The following is a 13,065-nucleotide window of genomic DNA, read 5'->3' on the forward strand; positions in this document are numbered from 1 at the left end:
GGCCCGCACCTCGGCGCCTACTCCTCCCGTACCGTCGAGCGCCGGTTCCAGGCCCGCGGGGCCCGCCAGTGGTAGCGCATCGCGAGCAGCCGCAGGACGAACGCGGTGACCGCCGCGAGCCCGCCGGTGACGGGGCCGAGGGCGTCGTAGCGGATGCACAGGGCGACCATCGTGGCGCCGACCATCGCCGGCACCGCGTACAGGTCACGGTCCCAGCGCAGCAGGGAGGGGACCTCGTTGGCGAGCACGTCCCGCAGGACGCCGCCACCGACCGCGGTGGCCAGGCCCAGGGCGGCGGAGGCGGTGAGGCCCAGGCCGTGGTCGTACGCCTTCGTCGTGCCGGTGACGCAGAACAGGCCGAGGCCGGCCGCGTCGAAGACGTTCACGCCACTCTGGATGCGCTCCACGTGCGGATGCAGGAAGACCACCAGGAGAGCGGCGAGCAGCGGGGTCAGGAAGTACCCCAGGTCCGTGAAGGCGGCGGGCGGCACCGAGCCGATGACCAGGTCCCGGAAGAGTCCGCCGCCCAGCGCGGTGACCTCGGCGAGGACGGCGATGCCGAAGACGTCGAAGTTCTTGCGGACCGCCAGCAGGGCGCCCGAGATTGCGAAGACGAAGATGCCGATCAGGTCGAGCGTGTGCTGGACGGAGGGGGTGAAGAGTTGCTGGAGCACCCTGCCATTCTTACCCGACGACGAGCCCCCGCCTTTCATTGCAAGGCGGGGGCTCGGTCGGGCGTGGGGTACTAGTCCTTCTTGCCGGGGGTTTCCTCTTCCGTGGCGGCGACCTCCGCGGCCACCGCCGCCGAGGTCTCCGCCGATTCCGCCAGCACCTCGTCGGACACCAGCTCCGCCGCCTCCTTCGCGGCGGTCAGCAGGACCGTGTCCTGCGGGGCCTGGTCCTCGAAGTTCTCCGGGTGGTGGCAGGCGACCCGCTGGCCGGGGCGCAGCTCCAGCAGCGGCGGCTCGGTCGTCTTGCAGATCTCCGTCGCCTTCCAGCACCGCGTGTGGAAGCGGCAGCCGCTGGGCGGCGCGATCGGTGAGGGCACATCGCCGCGGAGCAGGATGCGGTCGCTCTTGGTGCCCCGGCGCTTGGGGTCCGGCACCGGCACGGCCGACATCAGGGCCTTGGTGTACGGGTGCATGGGGGACTCGTACAGCGCGGTGCGGTCGGCGAGCTCGACGATCTTGCCGAGGTACATCACCGCGATCCGGTCCGAGACATGGCGGACGACGGACAGGTCGTGCGCGATGATCACGTACGTCAGGCCGAGCTCCTGCTGGAGGTCGTCCATCAGGTTCACGACCTGCGCCTGGATCGACACGTCGAGAGCGGAGACCGGCTCGTCCGCCACGACCAGCTTCGGCTTCAGCGCCAGCGCCCGCGCGATGCCGATGCGCTGACGCTGACCGCCGGAGAACTCGTGCGGATAGCGGTTGTAGTGCTCGGGGCTGAGGCCGACCAGCTCCAGCAGCCGCTGGACCTCCTTCTTCACCCCGCCTTCGGGCTCGACGCCCTGGAGCCGGAAGGGCGCCGAGACGATCGAGCCGATGGTGTGCCGCGGGTTCAGGGAGCCGTACGGGTCCTGGAAGATCATCTGGATGTCCCGCCGCAGCGGGCGCATCCCGGCCGTGCTCAGCCGCGTGATGTCCTTGCCCTCGAAGTGGATCGAGCCGCCCGTCGGGTCCTGGAGCCGGGTGATGACCCGCCCCATGGTCGACTTGCCGCAGCCCGACTCGCCGACCACGCCCAGGGTCTCGCCCTTGCGCACCTCGAAGTCGATGCCGTCGACCGCCTTCACCGCGCCGACCTGGCGCTGGAGCACGCCCTTGCGGATCGGGAAGTGCTTCTGCAGGCCCTCGACCTTCAGCAGCACCTCGCGCTCCTCCGCGGGGGCCGACGCCTGCGCCGGGACGGTCACGTCCGATTTCTTGGTTTCACTCACAGCTTCGGCGCAATCTCTTCGGTCCAGATCCGCGTGCGGTCCTCGGGCGAGAGGTGGCAGGCGGAGAAGTGTCCGGTGCCGACCTGCGACAGCTCGGGGCGCACGGTGCGGGTGACATCGCCCTTGGGGACGTCCGCGTACGGGCAGCGGGGGTGGAACGCGCAGCCCGAGGGGATGTTGATCAGGCTCGGCGGCTGGCCCTTGACCGGGATGAGCCGGTCCGAGGTCTCCCGGTCGATGCGGGGCATCGAGCCGAGCAGACCCCAGGTGTACGGGTGCTGCGGCCGCTCGAAGATGTCGTCGACCGGACCGCGCTCCACGCACCGGCCGCCGTACATCACCAGCACGTCGTCGGCGATCTCGGCGACCACTCCGAGGTCGTGGGTGATGAGGACGACCGCCGAACCGAACTCCTTCTGCAGATCCCGGATCAGGTCGAGGATCTGCGCCTGCACGGTGACGTCCAGGGCGGTGGTCGGCTCGTCCGCGATGAGCAGCTCGGGGTTGTTCACCAGCGCCATGGCGATCATCGCGCGCTGGCGCATACCGCCGGAGAACTCGTGCGGGTAGCCGTCGACGCGCTTGGCGGGCTCGGGGATGCCGACCCGGTCGAGCATCTCGATGGCCCGGTTGCGCGCCACCTTCTTGCTGACGTCGTGGTGGACGCGGTACGCCTCCACGATCTGGTTGCCGATCGTGTAGTACGGGTGCATCGCGGACAGCGGGTCCTGGAAGATCATCGCCATCTCGCGGCCGCGCAGCCGGCGCACCTCGTCCGGGTCGGCGGAGACCAGTTCCTTGCCGTCCAGCCAGATCTCGCCGGACATCTTGACGTTCTTGCCGCGTGCGCCGAGGCGGTGCAGGCCCATGATCGCCAGCGAGGTGACCGACTTGCCCGAGCCGGACTCGCCCACGATGGAGAGGGTCTTGCCCTTCTCCAGCTTGAAGCTGAGCCCGTCGACGGACTTGACCATGCCGTCGTCGGTCGGGAAGTGCACCTTGAGGTCACGGACTTCGAGGAACGCGGTGGGCGTGTCGGAGGGCGCCTTGACGGGCTCCCCCACTGCGGCACCGGTCTTGGAGAGTTCGGTCACGAGAGCCTCACCCGCGGGTCGGCGGCGGCGTACAGCAGGTCCACCAGGAAGTTTGCGATCACGACGAAGAAGGCGGCGAGCAGGGTCACGCCGAGGATCGGGGGCAGGTCGTTGTCCTGGATGGCCTTCACGGCGTACTCGCCGATGCCGTGCAGGGAGAAGACGTACTCGGTGATGACCGCACCGCCGAGCAGCAGTCCCAGGTCCATACCGAAGACGGTGATGATCGGGGTCAGCGCGGCCCTGAGTCCGTGCCGTGCCACCACCTTGCGCTCCCGCAGGCCCTTGGCGCGGGCCGTGCGGATGAAGTCCTCGTTCATCGTCTCCAGCATCCCCGAGCGGGTGAGCCGCGCGTAGATGGCGGAGTACAGCAGGGCGAGGGAACACCAAGCGGGGAAGAGGGTGTTGGCCCACTGCGCCGGGTTCTCGGTGAACGGAACGTAGGTGCGGCCGAAGATCGGCCACTCGATGGTGAAGAGCAGGATCGCCAGGCTGCCCGTGAAGAACATGGGGAGCGACACGCCGGCGAGCGCGATGCCCATGAAGGTGCGGTCGAGCAGCGAGCGCGGCTTGAGTGCGGAGATCACACCGGCCGTGACACCGCCGATCAGCCACATCACCGAGGCACCGGCGGCCAGGGACAGCGTCACCGGCAGGCGGTCGGTGAGCTGCGGCCACACCTCCTGGTGCGTCTTGAAGGAGTAGCCGAAGCACGGCGCGTTGCACTGCGCCATGGTGGGGCCCAGGTCATAGCTGGCGCCGGAGACGATCCCCTTGATGAAATCCCAGTACTGGACGTACACGGGCTGGTCGAGACCGAGGTTCTGCTTGACCGCTGCGATGTCGGCCTTCGTGGGACTCTTCCCGATGTACTGCTGAGCCAGCTGGTCGGCCGTCTGGCCGGCGAGTCGGGGCAGCAGGAAGAAGATCGCGAAGGTGACCGCGGTGACGACCAGCAGCAGGATCACCGCTGCGATCATCCGGCGGAGAATGTACGAGATCACGGGGATCGGCGCCGGTGCCCGCGGACCGCGAAGTCCGCGGGCACCAAAGCCTTCACCTGCCTTCCGGGGCTACTTCTTGGTCGTGCCGATGTTGAGGTAGTCGTACTGACCGCTGAAGGCCGCCGTCGAGACCAGGTTGGTGAAGCCGGACGGGCGGTACAGCAGGACCTTGAAGTAGGACAGCGGAACGAGGGCCGCCTCCTCCATCGTCTTCTTGTCGATCTGGGCGTAGAGGCTGTTGCGCTTGGCCTCGTCCTCGGTACCGATCGCCTCCTCCAGCATGGAGTTGACGTCCGCGTTGTCCAGCTGCGACAGGTTGGTGTTGCCGGACTCGCCGATCGCGTCACCGTGCAGGATCTGCTGCTCGAAGCCGTAACCGGACGGCCAGTCAGCACCCCACTGCATCATGTGCAGGCCGATGTTCTCCTTCTTGTTGAACTTCGGCACACCCGCGTTGTCGGTGAAGTACTTGCCCGAGGGGTACTGCTTCAGGGTGGCGTCGATGCCTGCGGCCTTCAGCGAGTTGATGATCGCGGTGGCCGCGTCGATCTCCTGCGGACGGTCGCTGCGCGCCGAGATGTTGGTCTTGATCGTGTCCTTGCCGCAGGCCTTCAGCTGCTCCTTGGCCTTGGCGACGTCACCCTTGTTGCCCGGGGTGGCGTACAGGTCGGACTTCTCGTAGCCCGGGATGTCCGGCGGCAGGACGGTCGTGGCGATGTCACCGCGGATCGGGCCGCCGAGGGCGGTCTGCACCGAGACCTTGTCGACCGCGTACTGCACGGCCTTGCGGCACTCGACCTTGTCGAAGGGCGCGAGCTTGGTGTTGATCGCCATGTAGACCAGGCGGCCACCGTAGGTGTTGTCGGTGTTGGCCTTCAGGTCCGCCTTGTTGACGACCTTCGCCTGCGTCGCGGCCTGGACGCCACCGCCACCGAGGTCGATGGCCGTGCCGGCCATGACGTCCTGGTCGATGGTCTCGGCGTTGACCTTCAGCTTGACGACGATCTTGTCCGGGTACTGCTTGCGCAGCGGGTCGGTCTTGGCGTCCCAGTTCTCGTTGCGGACGAGGACGACCTGCTTGCCCTCTTCGTAGCTCTCGAACTTGTAGGAGCCCGAGGACACGACGTTCTTGACGTAGTCGACGCCGTTGTCCTTGGCCTTCGGCACGGGAGCCGTCTGCGGGGTGGCGACCAGGTAGTCGAACTCCTGGAAGGCACGGTTGAGCTTGAAGACGATCGTGGTGTCGTCCGGCGTCTCGATGGACGCGAGGCCCTTGGCGCTCTTGTCCTTGTACGGGCCCTTGTACTTGTCGCCGCCCTCGAGGAACTGCTGGAAGTAGTTGGGGCCGAGGGAGAGCACGTCACGCGCGAAGTTCGAGCGCTCCACCGCGTACTTGACGTCCTTGGACGTGATCGGCGTGCCGTCCTCGTACTTGAGGCCCTCACGCAGCTTGTACGTCCAGGTCTTGCCGCCGTCGCTGGGCTCACCCGGAGCCGACGCGAGGTCGGGGACCAGCTCGTTGCCGGCCTCACCCGCGGCGGGCTTGAACGTCATCAGCGGGCGGGCGTACAGCCGGCTGAGGTTGTACATGTACGCGTAGTACGTGTTGCCCGGGTCGAAGGAGTCCGGCACGTCCGAGTACTCGTACGTGACCGTGCCCCCCTTCGCGTCGGAGGCGTTGACGACACCCTTGGTCGCGGCGTCGGCGCCGGCCGACTTGTTGTTGCCGTCACCATTGTCGTTGTTGTCATCGGCCTTGCTGCAACCCGAAAGCACCAGGCTCACAGTGCCGACAGCCGCGATTGCGGCCAGCGCTGACCTTCGCATGATGGTCTGCTTCCCCTCCATAGGTGGAAACTTGATGGGCTCTCGACGCGGCCGCATGTCAGCGGCTGCGCGGGTCGAGAGCGTCACGGAGTCCGTCGCCGAGCAGGTTGAACGCCAGGACGGTGACGAAGATGGCGAGGCCCGGCACGATCATGAACTGCGGGTCGACCTCGTAGAAGTTGACCGCCTCGCTGAGCATGCCGCCCCATGACGCCTGCGGGGGCTGGATGCCGACGCCGAGGAAGCTCAGGCTGGCCTCGAAAAGGATGTTCGTCGGGATGAGCAGCGTCGAGTAGACGATGATCGGGCCGACCAGGTTCGGGAGCAGTTCCCGGAAGAGGATGTACGGGCCCTTGGCGCCCATGCCCCGGGAGGCGTCGACGAACTCACGTTCCCTCAGGGCCAGGGTCTGACCGCGGACGATACGGCCCAGGTACGGCCAGTTGAAGAAGCCGATGATGAAGATCAGCACGCCGATGTGGAGCGGCAGACCCTCCAGGCCGAAGGCACCACCCTGCAGCGTCGCCGAGATGGCGATGGCGAAGAGCAGCAGCGGGAAGGCGAGGAAGGTGTCCATCAGGCGGCTGATGATCGTGTCCACGCGCCCGCCGTAGTAGCCAGCGATCACACCGAGGACCGTGCCGATGGTGTTCGACAGGATGGTGGCCCCGAACGCGACGACCAGGGACACCCAGGAGCCCTCCAGGATGCGGGTGGCGATGTCCCGCCCGAACTTGGGCTCGACGCCCAGCGGGTGGTCCATGCTCATCCCGCCGAAGTCCCCTGTGGGCAGCGAGGTGTTGGGGTCGATCAGATCCTGGTTGAAGGCGTTGGGGTCGAGACCGAAGAGGGCCTGGATGGGCCGGGACAGGACGGCGAGCAGCACCAGCAGGATGACGACGATGCCGCCGGACACGGCGAGCTTGTCCTTCTTGAACCGGGTCCAGGCGATCTGCCCAAGGGAACGGCCCTCGATCTGCCCCTTGTCGGCACCGCTGAGGACAGCTTCCGGCTGAGCCTCGGCTGCCTTAGTGGTCTCGATCGGTGCGGTCACAGTGACCCGACCCCTCTCGCCGGTGGTGACCGGCCTACGCCCGCCGTGGATTACGGCTTTGTCGACTTGCACTCGATCACAGGATCGACCGATCCCATGTCTGTCTCGGGAGTCTTCAGCGTCGTCACGATCACCCGCCAGGTCTGACGGCGAAAGTATGCGCAACCGTGATGATGCACTGGGGATTCCGTTATCCGAACAGCAGATAACGGAGGCCGAACGGGAGGGAGTTAGGACACATCGGTCACTAGGCGACATTCGGCGTCATCTACGCGCGAAGAAATGTGTCGGGTCCGTGAACGGCCGATGGCCCGTGAGGAGGTCAGTAGCCGCCCTGTACCGGTGGGTAACCGTACCCCGCGGCGGGCGCCTGCGCCGCGTGGGCCTCACGGTCGTAGAAGGGGCGGGCGTTCGCCCGCATCCACAGCGCGACCGGGTCGTACTCGTCGGACATCGCCACCGTGGAAACCGGCAGCCCGTCCGGAACGGCGCCGATGGACTGCTGCATCATCGCGCGCACCGAGTCCACGGCGGGCGGGCTGGTGTCGTACACGTCCAGGCCGATGGCGAGGTACGGCGCTCCGAGCGCGGGCTGCACCCAGGCGCGGCGCAGTGCGCGGACGGCCGGGGTGCGGTGGGCGTTCTGCGCGAGCAGGGCGTAGAAGTGCGGGATCTCGATGCCAGGTTCGGACAGCTGCAGCGGGCCCGCGGGCTGGCGCTCCAGACCGGTGGCGATCCGGCGCAGGTCGAGCCAGGGGATGCCGACGCCGCCGCCCGGGGCGTGCGGGTTCAGCCAGAGGCCGAAGTGGTCGGGGTACAGCGTGCGGGCGACGTCGACTCCGTCGACGACCTCGTAACTGCGGTTCCAGCCGCTGGCCGAGAGTTCCTGGGCGGAGGTCACGCAGGGGGCGTAGCCGTAGCCGTCGACCTCCATGTTCCCGTACTGGGCGTCCGGGGAGCCGGCCTGGCCGTGCCACAGCAGCATCCAGATCTGGCCGGAGTTCGGGGTCGCGAGCGCGCGCAGCAGCGCCTCGTAGGCGTCGTACCGCCCGGGCGTGACCTGGCGCAGCATGTGCTCGACCTGCCCGGCCGCGATGCCGCTGGCGCTCACCTGTACCGCCCCTTCACCTTTTCTCCGACCGAGCCTTGGGCCTAGCTTAAGCCCGCCTGCGGACTCGGGACTTGCTCCGGTTGTGCGAGTGCGGGCTGCGTGTGGCCGGTCGCGCCCCGCGGCGGAGGCGCACATCGACACAGCCCCGCGCCCCTTGTGTCCCTCGACTAACCACGCGTGTAGAAGGGCCGCACTTTTTCCCGCATCCATATCGCCACCGGGTCCTGGGCCGCCATGTCCAGGAGGATCAGGTTGACGGGCCACTTGGTCGGGACCCTGCCCAGGGCCCGCCCCAGGGCGTCCATCGGGGCCGTGCGCAGGTCGCCCTCCCAGTCGGAGAGTTCGACCCCTATGAACATCACCGGGTCCGCCGTCTCGATGGCGGCCAGGCAGCGACGGGCGGTGGTGACCACGCCGGTCGTCGCGAACTCGGCGGAGGCGGCGGACAGGAAGTCGACCGGGTCGTCCTGCCAGTCCGGCTCGTACAGCTTGACGCGGCCGCCGCTCGCCGGGCCGTCCAGCGGGGTGCGGCCCACCCTGCACAGCTCGGCCACCGCCGGCGGCGGAAGGGGGATGCCCACCATGCCGTCCGGGTTCACCGCGATGCCCACCTGCGGCGGCAGCCCGCGGGCGAACTCCACCGCCGGGGCGATCGTGTACGACATGTGGGAGCCGACGACCTGGCGGAACTGTTCCTCGGAGCTGAAGACCGGGACATAGGCCTGGCCCTCGATCTCCAGCGTGGGCAGGTCCAGCGGGCCGCTGTGCGGGCCGCCGCCGGACGGCAGCGGGACCCACAGGAAGCTGCGGCCGAGGACCTCGATGATCCGGCCGCCCGCCGTGGGGACGCCGAGGGAGGCGGAGAGCACCTCCTCCAGTTCGTTGCCGGGCCATCCGCCGTGCGGATGGGGGTGTGCCTGCGCCGGAAAGTCCGCGGGGAGATCCGCCGGGAAGTCCATCTGTCTGACCGCCTGCCCTGAACCACTGATGTGGCTGAAAAGGCTAACGCCTGCCCGGCCGCCCGGGTCAGCCCGTGAAGCCGATCCGCCGCAACGCCCCCGCCGCCGGCCGGTCGATCAGCACCGCCGAACCGCAGCCCGGGGGCAGCTCGCCCTGCTCCACCGCGCGCAGCAGCCGGCCCGCCGCCGAGCGGTGCCGCAGGAAGGCGTACCGCGAGACACCGCGCCCGCGCTCGCGCTGGCCCTCCAGCGCCTCGTCCGGGGTGACGTCCAGGAGCAGCAGATGCAGCATGCCGCCCCGGCGCCGCGCGGTGCGGGCCAGCCAGCCGCGCACCCAGGCCTGGGTGCCGCAGTCGTGGACGACGACTCCCTGGTCCGAGCGCAGCGCGCGCCACAGCCCGGCGTAGTGCGCGAGCCGGACCAGGGGCCGGTAGACCGCGTACGGCAGGAAGCCCGGCATCCGGGCGTCCCAGCGGTCGCGGGTGTCCTGGGAGTCGATGCGCGGGCCCTTCACGGTCCGCCGCATCAGCGTGGACTTGCCGCTGCCCGGCAGGCCGGTGATCACGACCAGGTCCCGGGGCCCAAAGAGCAGGGCATGCGGGCTGCGGCCGTCGCGTGCGCGCAGGTCGCGGACGACGGGTGCGGGCAGCGTGCCGCGGGCTTCGAGCGCCGGGGCCGTGGGCTGCTCGGGCAGCGCCAGGCCCGACGTGGTCGCGTACGCCGTGGTCCTGTTCACCGTGATCGTCCTCCTCCGGGTCGGGATCTCCCCTCCCCACTGAACGTAAAGAGAAGGTAATGGGCGATCTCTCGCGTTTTCGTGTGCGTACCGCCACAAGCCGGTTACAGAAGCGGCCTGCCCACGGACGCCCCGGTCATGCAATGATGGCCGCGCCAACTGCATACCGGCCGTTCGAATCCGCGCGGGAGAGTTCCCAGCCTTCAGCTGGGGCGCCGAAGGAGCAAGTCCCTCCCTTGAATCTCTCAGGCCCCGTTACCGCGCGGGCGAGGCACATCTGAAAAGCGGACCGCCCTTTGCCGGTGGTCCCACCCAAGGTGCAAGTCATGCCCCGCGTGGTCATGACGAACCTCTCAGGTTCCGATGACAGATGGGGAGGAAAGACCTCGCCGTCATGCCCTGGGAGACGACCGTCCGATGAGCAGTTCCGAACCCCGCCGTACCGCCCTCGATGCCCTGCATCGCTCGCTGGGCGCGACGATGACCGACTTCGCCGGCTGGGACATGCCGCTGCGTTACGGCTCCGAGCGCGACGAGCACACCGCCGTGCGCACCAAGGCCGGCCTCTTCGACCTCTCCCACATGGGCGAGATCACCGTGACCGGCCCGGAGGCCGCCCGGCTGCTGAACTACGCCCTCGTCGGCAACATCGCCTCCGTCGGCGTCGGCCGCGCCCGCTACACCATGATCTGCCGGGCCGACGGCGGCATCCTCGACGACCTGATCGTCTACCGGCTCGCCGAGACCGAGTACATGGTCGTCGCCAACGCCTCCAACGCCCAGATCGTGCTGGACGCGCTGGCGGATCGTTCCGCCGGCTTCGACGCCGAGGTGCGCGACGACCGGGACGCCTACGCGCTGATCGCGGTGCAGGGCCCGGAGTCCCCCGGCATCCTCGGCTCGCTCACCGACGCCGACCTCGACGGCCTGAAGTACTACGCCGGGCTCCCCGGCACCGTCGCGGGCGTCCCGGCGCTGATCGCGCGCACCGGCTACACCGGCGAGGACGGCTTCGAGCTGTTCGTGGCGCCCGCCGACGCCGAGAAGCTGTGGCAGGCGCTCACCGAGGCGGGCGCGCCCGTCGGCCTGATCCCGTGCGGCCTGTCCTGCCGGGACACCCTGCGGCTGGAGGCGGGCATGCCGCTGTACGGCCATGAGCTCACCACCTCGCTGACCCCCTTCGACGCCGGTCTCGGCCGGGTGGTCAAGTTCGAGAAGGAGGGTGACTTCGTGGGGCGCGAGGCGCTCACCGAGGCCGCCGAGCGCGCGGAGAGCAACCCGCCGCGGGTCCTGGTCGGCCTGATCGCCGAGGGCCGCCGCATCCCGCGCGCCGGGTACCAGGTCGTCGCCGACGGCCAGGTCATCGGCGAGGTCACCTCCGGCGCCCCCTCCCCCACGCTGGGCAAGCCGATCGCCATGGCCTACGTCGACGCCGCGCACGCGGCGCCCGGCACGGCCGGCGTCGGCGTGGACATCCGGGGCACCCACGAGCCGTACGAGGTCGTGGCGCTGCCCTTCTACAAGCGCCGGAAGTAGCCACCGGGCGTGACCCCGGACACCTTTGCGCTGGTCACGCGCGCCTTCTGCAGTCCCCCCTTCATCAGCACTCCCCCGCGTACAGGAGAATTCAGGCCATGAGCAACCCCCAGCAGCTGCGCTACAGCAAGGAGCACGAGTGGCTGTCGGTCGCCGAGGACGGCGTCTCGACGGTCGGCATCACGGAGTACGCGGCCAACGCGCTCGGTGACGTCGTCTTCGCCCAGCTCCCCGAGGTCGGCTCCACGGTGGCCGCGGGCGAGTCCTGCGGCGAGCTGGAGTCCACCAAGTCGGTCAGCGACCTGTACTCCCCGGTCGCCGGCGAGATCACCGAGATCAACGAGGACGTCGTCAACGACCCCTCGCTGGTGAACTCGGCCCCCTTCGAGGGCGGCTGGCTGTTCAAGGTCCGCGTGACGGAGGAGCCGGCCGACCTGCTCTCCGCCGACGAGTACACCGCCTTTTCCGCCGGCTGAGGAGTCGTAGACGCATGTCCGTCCTGAACACGCCCCTGCACGAGCTCGACCCGGACGTGGCCGCCGCGCTCGACGCCGAGCTGCACCGCCAGCAGTCCACCCTGGAGATGATCGCCTCCGAGAACTTCGCGCCGGTCGCGGTCATGGAGGCCCAGGGCTCGGTCCTCACCAACAAGTACGCCGAGGGCTACCCGGGCCGCCGCTACTACGGCGGCTGCGAGCACGTCGACGTGGCCGAGCAGATCGCCATCGACCGGGTCAAGGAGCTGTTCGGCGCCGAGTACGCCAACGTCCAGCCGCACTCCGGTGCCTCCGCCAACCAGGCCGCGCTGTTCGCGCTGGCCCAGCCCGGCGACACCATCCTCGGTCTGGACCTGGCCCACGGCGGCCATCTGACCCACGGGATGCGGCTGAACTTCTCCGGCAAGCAGTTCAACGTGGTCGCCTACCACGTCGACGACGCCGGTCTGGTCGACATGGCCGAGGTCGAGCGGCTCGCCAAGGAGCACCGCCCCAAGGTGATCATCGCCGGCTGGTCGGCGTACCCGCGCCAGCTGGACTTCGCGGAGTTCCGCCGGATCGCCGACGAGGTCGAGGCGTACCTGTGGGTCGACATGGCGCACTTCGCCGGCCTGGTGGCCGCGGGGCTGCACCCGAACCCGGTGCCGTACGCCGATGTCGTGACCTCCACCACCCACAAGACCCTGGGCGGTCCGCGCGGCGGCATCATCCTCGCCCGGGGCAAGGAGTTCGCGAAGAAGCTGAACTCCGCCGTCTTCCCCGGCTTCCAGGGCGGTCCCCTGGAGCACGTGATCGCGGCCAAGGCGGTCTCCTTCAAGGTCGCCGCCTCGGAGGACTTCAAGGAGCGGCAGCGGCGTACGGTGGAGGGTGCGCGCATCCTCGCCGAGCGGCTCACGGCGGCCGACGCCCGCGAGGCCGGGGTCAACGTCCTGTCCGGCGGCACCGACGTCCACCTGCTCCTGGTGGACCTGCGCGAGTCCGAGCTGGACGGACAGCAGGCCGAGGACCGCCTCCACGAGGTCGGGATCACGGTCAACCGCAACGCCGTCCCGAACGACCCGCGTCCGCCGATGGTCACCTCTGGTCTGCGGATCGGCACGCCCGCCCTGGCCACCCGCGGCTTCACCGCCGAGGACTTCGCCGAGGTCGCGGACGTGATCGCACAGGCGCTGAAGCCGTCCTACGACGCGGAGGCGCTGAAGGCCCGGGTCCGGGCCCTGGCCGACAAGCACCCGCTGTACCCCGGCCTGAGCAAGTAGTAGTTCCCTGGTGGGGGCACCCGAGGACGTGTGCCCCCACCCT

12 protein-coding genes and 1 riboswitch are annotated in these 13,065 nt (G+C 69.1%); of the genes, 3 read left to right on the forward strand and 9 right to left on the reverse strand.

Annotated elements, in window-relative coordinates:
• Positions 1–17: 17 nt before the first annotated feature.
• From ACFYW5_RS01070 to ACFYW5_RS01110, 9 genes are all read right to left on the reverse strand, one after another.
• Entirely contained in the window at positions 18–674 is a 657-nt protein-coding gene (locus ACFYW5_RS01070) for a trimeric intracellular cation channel family protein (protein ID WP_389414831.1), read from the reverse strand.
• Positions 675–745: 71 nt separating this feature from the next.
• Complete coding sequence (locus ACFYW5_RS01075; RefSeq protein ID WP_389414832.1) at positions 746–1,945, reverse strand: ABC transporter ATP-binding protein; 1,200 nt, start codon at positions 1,943–1,945, stop codon at positions 746–748.
• Positions 1,942–3,039, reverse strand: a complete 1,098-nt coding sequence (locus ACFYW5_RS01080; RefSeq protein ID WP_389414833.1) for an ABC transporter ATP-binding protein — start codon at positions 3,037–3,039, stop codon at positions 1,942–1,944. Before ACFYW5_RS01080 ends, ACFYW5_RS01075 begins: the two co-directional genes overlap by 4 nt.
• Entirely contained in the window at positions 3,036–4,043 is a 1,008-nt protein-coding gene (locus ACFYW5_RS01085; protein WP_389414834.1) for an ABC transporter permease, read from the reverse strand. Before ACFYW5_RS01085 ends, ACFYW5_RS01080 begins: the two co-directional genes overlap by 4 nt.
• 69 nt (positions 4,044–4,112) lie before the next feature.
• Complete coding sequence (locus tag ACFYW5_RS01090; RefSeq protein ID WP_389414835.1) at positions 4,113–5,891, reverse strand: ABC transporter substrate-binding protein; 1,779 nt, start codon at positions 5,889–5,891, stop codon at positions 4,113–4,115.
• Between the two features lie 37 nt (positions 5,892–5,928).
• Entirely contained in the window at positions 5,929–6,924 is a 996-nt protein-coding gene (locus ACFYW5_RS01095) for an ABC transporter permease (protein WP_389414836.1), read from the reverse strand.
• A gap of 322 nt (positions 6,925–7,246) precedes the next feature.
• A complete protein-coding gene (locus tag ACFYW5_RS01100; protein ID WP_389414837.1) occupies positions 7,247–8,035 on the reverse strand; it encodes an enhanced serine sensitivity protein SseB C-terminal domain-containing protein in 789 nt (262 codons plus the stop codon).
• Between the two features lie 167 nt (positions 8,036–8,202).
• Positions 8,203–8,994 (reverse strand): enhanced serine sensitivity protein SseB, encoded by a 792-nt coding sequence (locus ACFYW5_RS01105; RefSeq protein WP_389414838.1) that lies wholly within the window; start codon positions 8,992–8,994, stop codon positions 8,203–8,205.
• Between the two features lie 67 nt (positions 8,995–9,061).
• Positions 9,062–9,730, reverse strand: coding sequence for an AAA family ATPase (locus tag ACFYW5_RS01110; RefSeq protein WP_389414839.1), 669 nt, complete (start codon positions 9,728–9,730; stop codon positions 9,062–9,064).
• 175 nt (positions 9,731–9,905) lie between these two features.
• A riboswitch (glycine riboswitch) is annotated at positions 9,906–10,001 on the forward strand.
• Between the two features lie 146 nt (positions 10,002–10,147).
• On the opposite strand from ACFYW5_RS01110, the gene gcvT reads away from it, so the two are divergent.
• The 3 genes from gcvT (at position 10,148) to glyA (ending at position 13,022) form a co-directional block, all read left to right on the forward strand.
• Entirely contained in the window at positions 10,148–11,266 is a 1,119-nt protein-coding gene (gene gcvT, locus ACFYW5_RS01115; protein ID WP_389414840.1) for a glycine cleavage system aminomethyltransferase GcvT, read from the forward strand.
• Between the two features lie 98 nt (positions 11,267–11,364).
• Positions 11,365–11,742, forward strand: coding sequence for a glycine cleavage system protein GcvH (gcvH, locus tag ACFYW5_RS01120; protein ID WP_389414841.1), 378 nt, complete (start codon positions 11,365–11,367; stop codon positions 11,740–11,742).
• A 14-nt stretch (positions 11,743–11,756) separates the two neighbouring features.
• Complete coding sequence (gene glyA, locus ACFYW5_RS01125) at positions 11,757–13,022, forward strand: serine hydroxymethyltransferase (RefSeq protein WP_389414842.1); 1,266 nt, start codon at positions 11,757–11,759, stop codon at positions 13,020–13,022.
• Positions 13,023–13,065 lie beyond the last annotated feature (43 nt).

It is taken from the genome of Streptomyces sp. NPDC002779, assembly GCF_042888685.1.
In the GTDB taxonomy this organism is placed as follows: domain Bacteria; phylum Actinomycetota; class Actinomycetes; order Streptomycetales; family Streptomycetaceae; genus Streptomyces.

What these genes read in the sequence shown, in the direction of transcription:
- ACFYW5_RS01090 (WP_389414835.1), bottom strand. Translation starts at nt 5,891, where the DNA reads ATGGAGGGGAAGCAGACCATCATGCGAAGGTCAGCGCTGGCCGCAATC.
- ACFYW5_RS01105 (WP_389414838.1), bottom strand. Translation starts at nt 8,994, where the DNA reads ATGGACTTCCCGGCGGATCTCCCCGCGGACTTTCCGGCGCAGGCACAC.
- gcvT (WP_389414840.1), top strand. Translation starts at nt 10,148, where the DNA reads ATGAGCAGTTCCGAACCCCGCCGTACCGCCCTCGATGCCCTGCATCGC.
- gcvH (WP_389414841.1), top strand. Translation starts at nt 11,365, where the DNA reads ATGAGCAACCCCCAGCAGCTGCGCTACAGCAAGGAGCACGAGTGGCTG.
- glyA (WP_389414842.1), top strand. Translation starts at nt 11,757, where the DNA reads ATGTCCGTCCTGAACACGCCCCTGCACGAGCTCGACCCGGACGTGGCC.